This window comes from Sedimentitalea nanhaiensis DSM 24252 (assembly GCF_000473225.1).
Taxonomy (GTDB): Bacteria; Pseudomonadota; Alphaproteobacteria; order Rhodobacterales; family Rhodobacteraceae; genus Sedimentitalea; species Sedimentitalea nanhaiensis.
In genome coordinates this window covers 3,840,495-3,855,008 of sequence record NZ_KI421509.1, presented here as the reverse complement: position 1 = coordinate 3,855,008, position 14,514 = coordinate 3,840,495, and the positions used below count along the sequence as shown (strand labels likewise).

Sequence of the window (14,514 nt, the reverse complement as noted above, 5' to 3'; positions counted from 1 at the left end):
ACCGCCGTTTCAAGTGACCCAGACAAAGGACATGAGACATGCAACAGGATCTGATTGGCAGCGAAGGGTTCTTGTTCAATTGCTGGTACGTGGCCGGACGCAGCGAAGATTTCGGCCAGTCGCTGACCGCGGCGCGGCTGCTGGATCAGGAAATCGCGATATTCAGGGGCGAGAACGGCGAGCCGATCGCGCTTGAGGATGCCTGCCCGCACCGCAAGCTGCCATTGTCGCGCGGGTCGATCCAGGGCAGCAACGTCGTCTGCGGCTATCACGGCCTGACCTTTGATTGTTCCGGCTCTTGCGTCGCCGCGCCGACCCAGCCCGACGCGCTGCCCAAACGCGCGAGGGTGCGCAGCTATCCGGTACGGGATCGCTGGGGGTTTCTGTGGATCTGGATGGGCGACGCCAGCAAGGCCAACCCGGAAGCGATTATTGATATCCCCAATTTCGACGACCCGTCCTGGGGCAAAACCCAAAGCGGCGCGCTGGAGATGGACTGCAACTATCTGTACATCACCGATAACCTGCTCGACCCGTCGCATGTGGCCTGGGTGCATCTGACCTCGTTTGCGGGCGCGGGCACCGACAGCCGCCCGCTGGCGATGGACGACACCGAGGACAGCGTGATGATCTGGCGCTGGATCGCCTCGGAGCCCGCCCCGCCCTATTACGCCGACATGCTGGAATTCAGCGACAATTGCGACCGCAAACAACATTACGAATGCCGCCTGCCCTCGACCGCGATCAACATGTCGGTTTATACCCCGGCGGGAGAAGGCGGTGCCGACAAGCCGCTGTCGCCCAACGCCTTCGTCAATATCTCGTATAACTTCATCACCCCGGTGGATGACCGGCATTCACTGTATTTCTGGTTCCAGCATCGCAATATGCATGCCGGGGACGCCGAGATGAGCAAACGCATGTTCGACGGCGCGGTCATGGCCTTTCACGAGGACAAAGAGATTCTGGAACGCGTCCAGACCGGCATGGCCAAACGCACCACGCCCTATCTGAATCTGGGGCTGGACATGGGAGCGATGCGGTTCCGCAAGAAGGTGCAGAAAGCGATCGAGGCGGAACAGGCCCCGGCGCAAGAATCCGCCTGAACCATTCACAACAGAACGAGAAGCGATATGTCAGCCTGGATACAGATGATTTCCGACGATGAGGCCAGCGGCAGGCTGAAGCAACTGCTGGACGAGGCGCGCACCCCGCACGGCACGGTGGATACGGTGATGCGGGTGCATTCGCTGCGACCCGAAACCATGAACGGTCACGTAACCCTGTACCGTTCGGTACTGCACAGCGACGACAACAAGCTGCCATTCTGGTTTCTCGAAGTTGTCGCGAGCTATACATCGATCCTGAACGACTGCACCTATTCGCTGACCCATCATTTCATGAATGTGCGCAACCTGTTGCGCGACCAGCCGCGCAGCGACCGCATCTTCACCGCGCTCAAAGCGCATCGTCCCGAGGATGAATTCGCCGGCAAGGACCTGGCGCTGCTGCGCTATGCCGGCAAGCTGACCACCGATGTGGGCAAGATGGTGAAATCGGATTTCGAAGCGCTGAAAATCGCTGGCTGCGAAGATGGCGAGATTCTGGAGGTCAACCAGGTGGTGGCCTATTTCAACTATTCCAACCGGCTGCTGAACGGCTTGGGCGCAACGACCGAAGGCGACGTGGTCGGTTACTACAAAGAGGACGGCTGAGCCGATGGACGACGGCGCAAAACCCGCGATGGACAAGTCCGCCGCGATCGAAGCGCAAGTCGGGCGCGCCCTGCACCGGCTGCGCCAGGAGCGCGCGCTGACGGCGGCGCAACTGGCCGAGACCGCCGGCCTGTCCACCGCGATGATCAGCCGGATTGAAAATGGCCATGTCTCGCCGTCTCTGGGCACATTGCAGGCCTTGGCCGATGCGCTGTCTGTGTCGGTGATGGCGTTGTTTTCCAACAGCGAAAACGCCGCAGACGTGCATCATGTTCCGGCCGGTCAGGGCCTGCCGTCCCGCCGGGTCACTCCGGACCACAGCCACGACTATTTGCTCCTGGGCAAACATTCCGGCCCCGGCGGCAGCTTTCAGTCCTCCCGGATTCGTATCCGACGGCAAGACGCGGGTACGTTGCCGCGTTATCAGCACGAAGGCCATGTGTTCATGTATGTGATCCAGGGCCGGGCCAGCTATGCCTGCGGCGCGCAGGTTTTCGCCCTCGCCCCGGGCGATACACTGAGCTTTGACGGCAAGCTGCCACATGGCTTTACCGAAATCACCAGCGACTATATCGAATTCATCAGCGTCTCCGCCCGCCCGCAGTAGGCGACGGCTTCAATGCCCGAGAAGCTGGCTTAGAAACAGTTGCGCGCGGTCGCTTTGGGGCGCGCTGAAAAATGCCTCGGGCTCGGCGACCTCGATGATTTCGCCTTCGTCCATGAACACGACCCGGTCGGCAACCTTGCGGGCGAACCCCATTTCGTGGGTGACGACGATCATCGTCATCCCCTCTTCGGCCAGTTCGATCATCACATCCAGCACCCCTGCGATCATCTCAGGATCCAGCGCCGAGGTCGGCTCGTCAAACAGCATCACCTTCGGTTTCATACACAGGCTGCGGGCGATCGCCACACGCTGTTGCTGCCCGCCCGACAGTTGCGTCGGATACTTGTCGGCCTGCTCGGCAATATGCACCCGATTCAGGTAATGCATCGCCAGCTCCCGCGCCTCGGCCCTTGACGCGCCGCGATTGCGGATCGGGCCCAGCGTCAGATTGTCCAGGATGGTCATATGCGGAAACAGGTTGAAGTTCTGAAACACCATGCCGACCTCGCGCCGGATCTTCTCGATGTTCTTCATCTCCGGGCTGACCTCTTCGCCGTCGATCATGATGGTGCCAACCTGATGTGCCTCAAGCTGGTTGATGCAGCGGATCATCGTCGACTTGCCCGATCCGGAAGGGCCGCAAACGACAACCTTCTCGCCCTCGTGCACAGTCAGGTTGATGTCATGCAGGGCGCTGAAATCGCCGTACCATTTGCACACGTCGCGGAATTGGACCAGCGGGCGCGGGGTTGCATCGAGCATGTGGAAATCTCCTAACGTCTGCTGCGGGCGGCGCGGCGTTCCAGCCAGCCGAACAGCAATGCGAAACTGTAACACAGGACAAAATACATCGCGCCAACCAGAATCCAGGTTTCGAACACCTTGGTCGTGGTCGCGGCGACCTCGGTTGCCATGAAGGTCAGCTCTTGAATCGAGATCAGCGACACGATGGACGAATCCTTGATCAAGGTAATGAACTGACCAGCCAGCGGCGGCAGGGTCTTGCGCAGGGCCTGCGGCAGGATGACATCGCGCAGCACATTTGTGCGGGACAGACCGATGGCCCGGGCCGCTTCCCATTGCCCCTTGCCGACGGCCTGGATGCCGGCGCGGACGATTTCCGTGACATAGGCTCCTTCGAACATCGCCAGACATAACACCCCGGCCAGAAAGTTTGACAACAGAGCCGGATCGCCGAACAGCAATGCGAACAACCAATTGTCCACAAACAAACCCTCAGGGTTAAGATCGTCCAGCCCGAGCCACGGAAATATCTGGCTGGAAATGAAGAAATAGAAGATGAAAATGAAAACCAGCGGCGGAATGTTGCGGATCAGCTCCACATAGCTGCGGCTGAGAATGCGCAATGTCAGGTTGTCGACCGTGCGCCAATATCCCAAGACGACGCCGATGATCGTCGCCAGGACCGTCCCCCACAGCGCCAGCCGCAGCGTGGTCGCCAGCCCATACAGCAACAGGTTGGTCACATACTCGCCGGTGTCCGGGTCGAAGCGAATGAAGAAGTTGAAAACGCGGGACCAGTTCCATTGATACACCAGAACCTCGTTCACCCGATAGCCGGCATAGGCGATCAGCGCCGCGACACTGGCGAACAACAGGATATCTACGGCGGTCAGCCGCTTTCGCGGCGGAGCGGGCGGTGGCGTGTTGCGGTCCATGGGCTGGATTTACGTCTTTCTAAACAGGGCCGGGGCGCGCGGCCCCGGCGTTCGGTGCGTTGCTACTACTCTTGCGCAACCATGTCTTTCCAGGCGGTCTGGCCCTTGAACCAGTAGTCATGGGTTTCCTGCAACCAACCGTCGGTGGTATTTACCAGAATCCAGTTCGAGAAGAAGTTCAGCGCATCGACGTCGCCCTTGCGCAGACCAAAAGCCTCGTCGTTGCTGCTCAGAGGTTTGCCGTCGTTCGCCATGAACATGATGTCAGGGTTCGCCTCGACGGTGAATTCGGGCTTGGGTGCCGATGAGATTGAGGCATGGGCGTTGCCGTTCGCCACCTCTTGAAACGCCTGGGCGTCATCGTCAAACCGCCGGACCGTGGCCTTGGGGAACATCTGTTCGGCCAGATTGCACGGCGTCGCCCCGCGGCGGCACGAAATCGTGACCGAAGGATCGTTGTAGTCGCTCAGATCCTTGAAATCACCCGCCAATTTCGTGTTGGCGGCCATCGTCTGCCCCGAATGTGCATAGGGAATGGTAAAGTTCACAGTCAGATTCCGCTGCGGGGTGATCGACATGCCGCCGACGATCACATCGAATTTCTTGGCAATCAGCGCCGGAATGATCCCGCTCCAGGCTGTCGGCACGAATTCGACCTCGACGCCCATATCCTCGGCCAGCTTGGTCGCGACGTCGATTTCGAACCCCATCAGGTTGCCTTCCTTGTCGCGCATCGCCCAGGGCACGAAGGTCGACATCCCGACCCGCAGCTTGCCGCGCTTGAGGATGTCTTCCACAACGCTATCGGCATTTGCCGGTGCTGACGTTGCCGCGACGCTGCCCGTCACCATTGCGACCGCAATGGCAACAGCCTTGATTGAGTTGACGATCTTCATTGTATTTCTCCAACTGTGGATGGTTCGATATGTTTTTCTGGCTATCGTTTGCTCTTGTTCAGGGACCGTTCAAACAGGCTGACACCGATTGACAGCGTGATGGTTACCGCCAGGTACATTCCCGCCACCAGAAACCAGACCTCGAACGCCATGAAAGTATCGGCGATCAGATTCAGTCCCGCAGTGGTCAGTTCGGACACCGCAATGACGCTGACGATGGCGGAATGCTTGATCAGCGAGATCAGCAAACCGGTCAGCGGCGGCAGGATCAGCGGCAGCGATTGCGGGATGACGATGTACCGGTATTTGTCGACAACGCTCAGGCCAATGGCGTCGGCGCCTTCGTACTGGCCCCGGTCCACGCCCTGGATGCCACCACGAATGATTTCGGCGGCGAACGAGCCTTCGAAAAACGCCAGGCACAATATACCAGACCAGAACCGGTCGATGCCGAAGATCGGAGCCAGCACGAAATAGAACAGGAACAACTGCACCAGCAACGGCGTGTTGCGGATGGCTTCGAGATAACAGGTGGCGATGATCCGCCCGGAAATCGACTGCGACAGGCGGGCAAAAGCGGTGACAAAGCCGATCAGAACCGCGATCACACCGGCGATTACCGCCAGTTTCAAGGTCTGGATCAACCCTCGCACCAGCGGCCCCCAAATCACCTCGCCGTCGATCACGCGATAAAAGAACGGCTCGACCCGGTACCATTGCCAGTTGTATTCCATCGCAGCGGCACCGCGCCAGATCAGATAGCCGATCACCACATACACCAGCACTGCCTGCACGATCTGCCAGAACCTGCGCCAGATCGTCCGAACGTCCATGCCAGCCTGTTCGCGCTGGCGCAGCTCGCGCGGCGTGGGCACTCCTACTCGTCCCGGCATCGGTTCTCCTGGCGGCGGCTGAAGATGTTTCGAAACTATCGGTTTACAACTATAGCTTTGTCAACCAACAATGCCCTGACGTTTCCATAAATACTATATGTTGACCCGCCCATCGGCGGTACAGGCAGTCCAGGAGGTTCGGCACCATGAACATCACCTTCAGGCAAGTGGATGCTTTTCGAACCGTGCTTTCTACCGGAACCGTTACCGAAGCAGCCGAAATGCTGGGCATATCACAGCCCGCCGTCAGCCGGTTGATCTCGGATTTCGAGTCCGCCGTCGATTTTCGTCTGTTTCGGCGCGTCGGTCGGGTTCTGGAGCCGACCGAAGAGGCACATCTGTTGGTCGCCGAGGTACGCCAGGCGGTCAGCGGGATGGAGCATATCAAGGAAACGGTTACCGCGATCCGCAGATTCGGCCATGCGCGGCTGACACTGGCGACCACACCCACCTTTTCCACCCTTACCGCCCCTGGATTGATCGGCCGGTTTGCACAGGCCCGCCCCGACAGTATGATCAAGATGGAAATCGGCCCTGCCGACGATGCGGTCGAATGGATGGTCTCGCAAAGCTATGACTTTGGGATTTCCAATACCGAAAATCGGAACCCGGCGTTTGACAGTCTGATGATCGCCGATGAAAATGCGTATTGTGTCGTGCCCGATGGCCACCCTCTGGCGGCCAGGACGCTGGTGCAGGCCGAAGATCTGGCGGATGAACGTTTCATATCCTACTTCTCTTCTTCGCGGTTCCGGTTCGAGATCGACAGCTTTTTCGACGCCCAAGGCGTCTCTCGCCGTTTGCAATATGAAACGCGTACGACCGATGCGATCTGCCGTCTGGTAGCGGCCGGGCTGGGGGTTTCGGTGGTCGGCTCCAGCGCCGCCTACCTGCAAACGCTTCCCGGCTGCACCGCCCTGCCGTTCAACGCGCCGCTGCGTTTTCGCGCCATTCTGATCTGGTCCAACCGCCGCCCACTCACAGCCATCGCGCAGGAATTCCTGACCATCGCGCGACATCGGGCCGAAGCGCAATAGGCCACAGTGGCGCGGCGGTTTGCCATTTGCGCTCTGCCTGGTGGGGGTCTCGACATGGCAACCGGTTCGGATCACATTTATACGAACCAGGTTCCGGAGCTTCCTCCGGTCTCACCCTCTTCTGCGAGACATTGCAATGACATCCCCCGAAACGCCCAGTCGCCTCCATCTGACTCTCGATCTGGACCAGCCTGGCCGGCAGATCGGCGATCTGATGCTGCGCTGGTCCGACAACGCCAATCCGCTGGGATATCATCCGGTTCCGGTGATCAGTCTGCGGGGCGGCACCGGGCCGACCGTGCTGATTGCCGGCGCGACCCATGGCGATGAATTCGAAGGTCCGGCGGCGATCATGCGGCTTGTCCACGGTCTGGCACCCGAGGCGTTGGCCGGGCAGTTGATCCTGTTCCCGGCGCTGAACGCGCCCGCGCTTGCGGCATCCTCGCGGGTATCGCCACTGGACGGCGCCAACCTGAACCGCGCCTTTCCCGGCGACCCCGATGGCGGGCCGACGGCGATGCTGGCGGATTTCGTTGAAAACCGGCTGCTGCCGCGATGCGATGCGGTGATCGACCTGCATTCCGGCGGCAAGGCGTCGTTCTTTCAGCCCTGCACCCTGGCCACCCGAACCGCCGATGCCGGCCTGTATCAAAAAAACCTTGCTCTGGCCCGCGCCTTCGGCCTGCCGCTGATCTGGCAATTGGGTGCGAACAACGACAACCGGTCGGTCAATTCTGCCGCCGAGCGTGCCGGAGTGCCGATGATCGCGGCGGAGCTGGGCGGCGGCGGCGGCGTAGACCCCGGCATTACCGATCTGACCGAACAGGGGCTGATGCGCTGTCTGCGTCATCTCGGCTTGCTGCCGACGCCTCCTGCACCTGTTCCGGCGCGGATCGTGACCCTCGCCGCCCCGGAACACTCGATCTACGCCCCTGCGGACGGGCTGTTCGATCGCGCCATTTCGGCAGGGCGCGATGTGCGCGCTGGCGACATCGCCGGTCGGTTTCATTTCATCACCGAACCGGAACGCCCACCCCGCAATCTGACCTTTGGCCAGAGCGGGCTGGTTCTGGCCCATACCTGCCGGGGCATGGTGCGCCGGGGCGAATTGCTGGCGCTGGTGACACAGGATGCCGCCGACGGCTGAGCGCCGGCCCAATCTGCGCAACTCAGCGACGCAATACCCGGCTGTGCAATTGCGTCCCGATGAAGCCGGTTTGAAAGTCCTCAACCCGGCATCCGGGGAAATCCGCACTCGCGCACCCGAACGCCTTGGCCGCACTGCCAGGCCCTGGGGTGGCATATCGCCGATCTGATAGACCCAGCACTGAAAATGAACGGTTGATCTTTGAGTGAGCCAGACTAATGTCCGGCTGTGCCGCCTATTAATGGATTTTGACGCTGCGGGCAGCGATACCTGCCGCGTGGACGGGAATGGAACATGGTAGATTTCACACCAGAGCGCGGCGCGCTCAATCTGCTTCGGAATTGCGCGCGGGCAAGGTCCGGCGACAGGTTGCTGATTGCCTATGAGTCGCCTGAATACGGGTATTATGACGATTTGGCGGTAGCTCTCATATGCGACGCCGCCAAATCTCTGAACCTGCCGGTCGAACTCATTGATGTCGGGTTCAACCCGGACAATCCCCATCTGACTTCCGAGTTGCGGCGGAAACTCAACGACACGGACATTATCCTGTTTCTCGCCCGTCTGGGCGATCAGTTGCGGTTTTCTGACATACCCGCGGGCAAGCGCATGATCGTCAGCTTTGCCGTGTCACAGGAACTGTTTGGCTCGGGCTTTGCCAATGGCCATCACGACGCGTTTCTTGCCCTGAAGAACGCAACCAACGCCAGCCTGGCCCAGGCCAGCGAGGTTCGGATCACCTGCCCGGCGGGGACCGATATCGTGGGCAGACCCGAGATGGACCTCACCCCGTCCGGAGACACCTCGATCCTGCGGTTTCCGATGTCGGTCTTCACCCCGGTGCCCGCACACAGCTTTTCCGGCCGGGCCGCTCTCTCCGGGTTCCTGACCGGAACTGGATCGCGTTATTACGACAATTATACGGTCGAATTCGACAGCCCGGTTTACGCCCTGATGGAAAACGGTCGGCTGACCGGGTTTCAGGGTACCGCCGATGACGTGGCCCGCGCGAACGCCCACTACGACTATGTCGCGGAACGCTTCGGGATCGACCGGAATTTTGTGCATTCCTGGCATGCGGGCATTCATCCGGGCTGTGGCTATCCCTGGCCGGCGCGCGAAAATTACGAACGCTGGGGCGGCGTCGCCTTTGGCAACCCTCGCATCTTGCACTTTCACACCTGCGGTGCCTATGCGCCGGGTGAAATCAGTTGGAACGTGATCGACCCGACGATTGTGGCCGATGGGGTCACCCTGTGGGACACCGGCAGATTTCACGCTGAACGGCTGCCGGACGGCGCGGCGATCTTGCAGCAGTTTCCCTGCGCGGACTCCCTGTTTTCGCGGCCCGACCGCAATATAGGTTTACCGCACGCGGGCTAGCCGTCCAAAGCGACGCCTTACGGATCGGACATGCGCCGCAAGTCGTAGCTTCGCTTCTGTGGCGCTTGATCGTGTACCGTCGCCTGCGCTGCGCAGGGTTAGTTTGCCCCCCAAAGCAGGCAATACTGCCGCGGTCGGGATCATACTGGAAATAGCTGACGTCATATTTGCCTCAGGTCCGATCCTTGCGCTCGCGCACCGGCACATGCGGTGTCACGTCACGCTTCAATGGCCATGCACGGAATGGGCCAGTGCCATCAGATCTATCCGCAGCGATCCCGTGATCCGTGTGGATCAGGTAGTTGGCCCATAACCGAAGTGCCCCGGACCATCTATGATGGACCATGCGGCCCGGGATCAGTGTCGAAGATATATTGAGTGTAGCGAGCTTTGATAGCTTTCCGCGCATCCCGATAGCCGTTGCACTATGTCAGCCGGTCAGTGCGCGCTCGCAACACTGCGGTGGCAACAAAATGGTCTGCGGGTGCTTGATCGCCTCACGGATCCGTCACGGCGTGGCAGGCGACCCTTGCCTGGCCCTCGGTCGCGAGCAGTTCCGGTATCGCTTTTCTGCATTTATCCATCGCGATGGGACAGCGCGGGTGAAAAGCGCAGCCGGAAGGCGGGTTTAACGGGCTGGGAGGTTCGCCAGCCTGCGCATCGATCCGGCGCCTGGGATTCTCGATGTCGGGGATCGTCGCCAGCAACAGTTTTGAATAGGGGTGCCGCGGCGCGGTGAACAGGTGTTCCACCGGGGCCTGTTCGACGATCCGACCGAGATACATGACCGCAATGTAGTCGGACATATGGCGCACCACGCTCAGATTGTGGCTGATGAAGAGATAGGTCAGCCCCAGTTCGTCCTGCAAGTGTCTCATCAGGTTCAGGATCTGCGCCTGCACCGATACGTCCAATGCCGAGGTCGGCTCATCGCAGACCAGCAGTTCGGGTTCCGACGCCAGAGCGCGGGCGATCGAGATGCGCTGCCGCTGACCGCCTGAGAATTCATGCGGATATCTCAGCGCGTCGTCAGCGCCCAATCCGACCGTCTCCAGCAGTTCGCGCACCCGCGCATCCGTCTGTTTCACGTCGTCGCGCAGCTTCATCTCCCGGATCGGTTCCGCGATGATGTCGCCGACGCGCCAGCGCGGGTTCAGGCTGGAATGCGGATCCTGAAAGATCATCTGCACCCGGATCGGACGGCCCGTCCTGCCCGTGCCGAAAGATATATCGCCGCTCGTGGTGGTGTAGAGCCCGGTGACGAGCCGGGCAACTGTGGACTTGCCGCATCCGGATTCACCGACAATGCTGAAACAGGTGCCCTTTTCGATGGTAAACGAGACCTCCGAGACCGCCTTGACGAACAGTTTCGGCCGCCGCTCAATAAGCCGGTTCAGCCACGGGGCGGATACGTCGAATACCTTGCTGACGTCAGAGACGGTGAGGGCGGGGATGTGAGTGTTCATTGCGTGCCTCCCTGTTGCAGCCAGCAAGCTGCGCTGGTGGTGTCCACCTTGACCAGCGGTGGCGTTTCGGCGCTGCATCGCGGCCCGGCATGGGGACAACGCGGATGAAACGCACAGCCCGATGGCCGGGCGTTCAGCCTGGGCATCGACCCGTCGATCTGGGCCAGCGTCTCGACACGGTCATGCAGGCTGGGAATCGCCGACATCAATCCCCTGGTATAGGGGTGCTGCGGATTGTGGATCACATCCGCTACCGGTCCGCTTTCGACCACGCGCCCCGAATACATCACGCAGACCCGGTCGGCGGTTTCGGCGATGACACCCATGTCGTGGGTCACCAGCATGATGCCGACGCCGGTTTCGTCGCAAAGCTTGCGCAGCAGGGCGGTGATTTGCGCCTGAATCGAGACATCGAGCGCAGTGGTCGGTTCATCGGCGATGATCAGGCGCGGCCCGGCGGCGAGCGCCAGTGCGATCACCACCCGTTGACGCATCCCGCCGGAAAACTGGTGCGGATACTGGCGCAGCCGTTCTTCGGGCGCGGGAATGCCGACATTGCGCAGCAGTTCCAGCGCCCGTGCGTTTGCCGCCGCGCGGTTCATGTCGCTGTGCAGGCGGATCGTTTCGACCAGTTGTTTGCCGACGCTGAACAGCGGATTGAGCGCAGTCAAGGGATCCTGGAAGATCGCCCCCATCTCGCGGCCGCGAACCTTGGTCAGTTCCGCTTCGCTCAGCGTATCGACGCGGCGACCGCCGACATGAATGGCCCCGCCCGCAATCCGCCCGGGATGTTCCAACAGCCCCAGAACGGCAAGGCCGGTGATCGATTTTCCGGCCCCGGATTCACCCACAACGCCAAGGATTTCGCCGGGCGCGATCTGCATCGACACATCGTCGATCGCGGTCAGAACGCCGCGCCTGGTCGGAAATTCGACCGTCAGACCGTGCACGTCCAGGGCCGAAGTCGCCGTGTTTTGGGTATTGCCATCTGGAATGGGCAGCACCATCATTTCAGTCTCCATTCGATAGAGGGAAGGTCGGCGGAAAGATCTCGCCGACCGGGGGGTGCCCCAGGGTCCGCTCCGGGTATCTGGCAACCAGACCATCAAACTGCGCCTGCATGTCGGTCCGTGCGCGGGCCATGTCGATGCCCGCCACGGCACCGTCCCGCATGGACAGGCGGCCATCGACGATGGTGGCCTTCGTCACCCGCCCGGTCGCCCCCAGGATCAACGTCTGCACCGGGTCAATGCGCGGCACCAAGTGGGTGTCAGCCATATCGAAGACGGCAATATCGGCCTTGGCCCCGGCCCGCAGCACGCCGATGTCGCTGCGCCCCAGCGCCGCAGCGCCCCGGGCCGTGGCAGCATCGAACATCTCGCCGGATCGGACCGATCGATGCCCGGCGGTCAGACGGCAGGCGATCATGCCGACGGCCATGTTCAGAACCATGTCGGGCGGGGCGGTATCGGTGCCCATGGCGACGTTGATGCCCATGGCGCGCAGTTTCGCAAAGGACCGCAGCGCGCCGCCATGACGGGCGGAGACCAGCGGACAGTGCACCACGGTCACGCCGTTGTCGCGATAGCGCTCCAGATCCTCCTGCGTGGCGACAGTGGCATGCGGCGCCAGAAGGCGTGGCGACAGGCAACCGATCCCGTCCAACCATTCAGGCGCGGTCTTTCCATGCAGCGCCTGGACGGTCTGCAACTCCATCTGGCCCTGCGCCATGTGCAGGCGCACCGGACAATCGAGATCCTCTGCCGCGTGCATGGTCCGTTTCAGCAGGGTGTCGGTGCAGGTTTCCACCCGGTCCGGCGCCAGCATCGGCGACACCAGCGCGCGGCCCTGCAGACCTCTGGCAAAGCGCACCGCATCCTGTAATCCGCGCAGCCCGCGCGCTTCGTCGAAGACTGCGCGCAGCGTGCCGTCCTCGTCGGCCACCATGCCGCCCGAACGATAGGCAGGACCAAGCCAGACCCGCAGGCCCATGTCCTCGGCCACATCGGCCGCGGCGGTGAATTCCTCCACCGTCTCGCCCCATTCGCGGTAGAACAACGAGGCAATCGGCGCCGCAGAGGTAATCCCGTTCAGCAGCAATTGCCCGAAGGCGAACCGTTTCTGGGCGACCAGTTCGTCGGGCGTGTACATCTCGTAGGGGCCGCGCTCCACATAGGTTTGCGGCCAGACCCGGCCCTTGCGCTCACTGGGCCAGTTGTCATAGCTGAGCAAGGTTGTGTCCAGATCTCCAAGCGCATCGAGATCGACAAAACCGGGTGCGATCAGCGCCGCCCCCATGTCGAACCGTGCCGACACCTCGCCATCGAAATGCGCACCGGCATGCAGGATGCGGTCATGTTCAATGACGACTTCGCCATCCCGTACCAGCCGCGGGCCCCGCGGCGTATCCACGACGATCCATTCACCGGTCAGGGCCCATCGGCCCTCGGGGCGCTTGCCCAGGGAAAGATCGTGCCACTGCGTCATGGGGCGGTCATCAACGTTTCGCCGTCGCGGGCGGTGACCCTGCCGGCCTTCACCACCAGCTTGCGGGGTGCATGGTGCACGATGGCATGGGCGACCGCGATCCCTTCGACGATCACCACATCGCCGGGCGCACCGACCTTCAGTTCGCGCCGTTCCATCCCCATCGCCTGCGCCCCGCCGCCGGAACAGACGTCCAGTGCCATGTACATCTCTGCGTCCGAACGCAGGTTGCTGCGCAATCCGACAAACTTGGCCCGCTCCAGCATGTCGCCGTTGCCATAGGGGCCCCAGATGTCCTGTATCCCGTCGTTGCCCGCGCCGAAACGAATGCCGTACTCGGCCATCTGTTTGACCAGCGGTGCCGGGCTGGACGCGGGCGCGGTGGTCATGATGCTTGCCTCCAGTGCGCCAAGACGTTCCAGAAGCGGATTGACCCGGGCCGGATCGGGCATGCCCAGACAAAAGGCATGGCTGACGGTCAGCATCCCCTTCATCCCCAGGGCTTCGGCCCGGTTCAGTATCTGCTCCATCGAAAACGCGCCCAGTTCGCCGCGCTCATGCAGGTGGATGTCGATGCCCTTGCCGTGTTTTTCTGCCAGTGCGAATATCGTGTCGAGGTGCCCCTTGGGATCGCGATCGACGCCGCAGGGGTCAAGCCCCCCCATCAGGTCCGCCCCCATCTTCATCGCTTCGTCCAGCAAATTGGCGGTACCGGGGCTGATCATCAGGCCGGACTGCGGAAACGCCACGGTCTGGATCTCCACCACATCGGCCAGCTTTTCCGCCGTTTCCATTACGCCTTCGAGCGCGCTGAGACCGCCCGTGGTGTCGATATCGACATGGCTGCGGATCAAGGTGGCCCCAAAGGATGCCGTTTGCAGCGCGTGCCGCATGGACTGCACATGCGGATCGAGACCCAATCGCTTTTTCATCTGGCGCTCGTTATCGATCATCGCCATCAGATTGCCGCCCCCGACATCATTGTGATACCATGGATAGCCCAGCAACGACTTGTCCAGATGGGTATGTGCCTCGGTCAATCCCGGCAGCGCGATGCGCCCGCCGGCATCCTCGACTGCGGCCCCTGCCTGGTCCAGCCGGTCGCCGATTGCGGCGATGCGCCCATCCCTGATCAAGATTTCGGTCGGATCGCCGTCCAGCACACGGACGTTTTTGATCAGCAGATCACTCATCTCGGATTCCT

The 14,514-nt window shown here is 61.5% G+C and carries 14 protein-coding genes; 6 read left to right on the top strand and 8 right to left on the bottom strand.

Annotated features, from left to right (window positions below):
• Positions 1-38: 38 nt before the first annotated feature.
• The 3 genes from NANH_RS0121080 to NANH_RS0121070 are packed head-to-tail and all read left to right on the top strand — an operon-like array spanning position 39 to position 2,322.
• Entirely contained in the window at positions 39-1,106 is a 1,068-nt protein-coding gene (locus tag NANH_RS0121080; RefSeq protein ID WP_027263824.1) for an aromatic ring-hydroxylating dioxygenase subunit alpha, read from the top strand.
• Between the two features lie 27 nt (positions 1,107-1,133).
• Positions 1,134-1,715, top strand: coding sequence for a carboxymuconolactone decarboxylase family protein (locus tag NANH_RS0121075; RefSeq protein ID WP_027263823.1), 582 nt, complete (start codon positions 1,134-1,136; stop codon positions 1,713-1,715).
• 4 nt (positions 1,716-1,719) lie between these two features.
• Positions 1,720-2,322, top strand: a complete 603-nt coding sequence (locus tag NANH_RS0121070; protein ID WP_245601488.1) for a helix-turn-helix domain-containing protein — start codon at positions 1,720-1,722, stop codon at positions 2,320-2,322.
• A gap of 9 nt (positions 2,323-2,331) precedes the next feature.
• Here NANH_RS0121070 and NANH_RS0121065 read toward each other — a convergent pair whose 3' ends face one another.
• The 4 genes from NANH_RS0121065 to NANH_RS26805 all read right to left on the bottom strand — a co-directional run bounded on the left by NANH_RS0121065 (position 2,332) and on the right by NANH_RS26805 (position 5,790).
• Positions 2,332-3,084, bottom strand: coding sequence for an amino acid ABC transporter ATP-binding protein (locus tag NANH_RS0121065; protein ID WP_027263821.1), 753 nt, complete (start codon positions 3,082-3,084; stop codon positions 2,332-2,334).
• An 11-nt stretch (positions 3,085-3,095) separates the two neighbouring features.
• A complete protein-coding gene (locus NANH_RS0121060; protein ID WP_027263820.1) occupies positions 3,096-4,001 on the bottom strand; it encodes an amino acid ABC transporter permease in 906 nt (301 codons plus the stop codon).
• A gap of 65 nt (positions 4,002-4,066) precedes the next feature.
• Entirely contained in the window at positions 4,067-4,897 is an 831-nt protein-coding gene (locus tag NANH_RS0121055; protein ID WP_027263819.1) for a transporter substrate-binding domain-containing protein, read from the bottom strand.
• 41 nt (positions 4,898-4,938) lie between these two features.
• Positions 4,939-5,790: an amino acid ABC transporter permease gene (locus tag NANH_RS26805; protein ID WP_081710501.1), complete on the bottom strand. Its 852-nt coding sequence runs from the start codon at positions 5,788-5,790 to the stop codon at positions 4,939-4,941.
• 146 nt (positions 5,791-5,936) lie between these two features.
• Here NANH_RS26805 and NANH_RS0121045 point away from each other — a divergent pair, with 146 nt between their 5' ends.
• The 3 genes from NANH_RS0121045 (at position 5,937) to NANH_RS0121035 (ending at position 9,357) form a co-directional block, all read left to right on the top strand.
• The gene (locus tag NANH_RS0121045; RefSeq protein WP_027263818.1) at positions 5,937-6,827 is read left to right on the top strand and encodes a LysR substrate-binding domain-containing protein; all 891 of its coding nucleotides are present in this window, start codon (positions 5,937-5,939) and stop codon (positions 6,825-6,827) included.
• Between the two features lie 136 nt (positions 6,828-6,963).
• Positions 6,964-7,974 carry a succinylglutamate desuccinylase/aspartoacylase family protein gene (locus NANH_RS0121040; RefSeq protein ID WP_036050178.1) on the top strand — a complete coding sequence of 337 codons (1,011 nt, stop codon included), beginning with the start codon at positions 6,964-6,966 and terminating at the stop codon, positions 7,972-7,974.
• Between the two features lie 294 nt (positions 7,975-8,268).
• Complete coding sequence (locus tag NANH_RS0121035) at positions 8,269-9,357, top strand: hypothetical protein (protein WP_027263816.1); 1,089 nt, start codon at positions 8,269-8,271, stop codon at positions 9,355-9,357.
• A gap of 497 nt (positions 9,358-9,854) precedes the next feature.
• On the opposite strand, the gene NANH_RS0121030 is transcribed toward NANH_RS0121035, so the two are convergent.
• The 4 genes from NANH_RS0121030 to NANH_RS0121015 are packed head-to-tail and all read right to left on the bottom strand — an operon-like array spanning position 9,855 to position 14,503.
• Positions 9,855-10,823: an ABC transporter ATP-binding protein gene (locus NANH_RS0121030; RefSeq protein ID WP_027263815.1), complete on the bottom strand. Its 969-nt coding sequence runs from the start codon at positions 10,821-10,823 to the stop codon at positions 9,855-9,857.
• On the bottom strand, positions 10,820-11,833 hold the full coding sequence (locus NANH_RS0121025) for an ABC transporter ATP-binding protein (RefSeq protein WP_245601487.1): 1,014 nt from the start codon (positions 11,831-11,833) through the stop codon (positions 10,820-10,822). Before NANH_RS0121025 ends, NANH_RS0121030 begins: the two co-directional genes overlap by 4 nt.
• Before the next feature lies 1 nt (position 11,834).
• Positions 11,835-13,310: a chlorohydrolase family protein gene (locus NANH_RS0121020; protein WP_027263813.1), complete on the bottom strand. Its 1,476-nt coding sequence runs from the start codon at positions 13,308-13,310 to the stop codon at positions 11,835-11,837.
• A complete protein-coding gene (locus NANH_RS0121015) occupies positions 13,307-14,503 on the bottom strand; it encodes an amidohydrolase family protein (protein ID WP_027263812.1) in 1,197 nt (398 codons plus the stop codon). Before NANH_RS0121015 ends, NANH_RS0121020 begins: the two co-directional genes overlap by 4 nt.
• Positions 14,504-14,514: the final 11 nt, after the last annotated feature.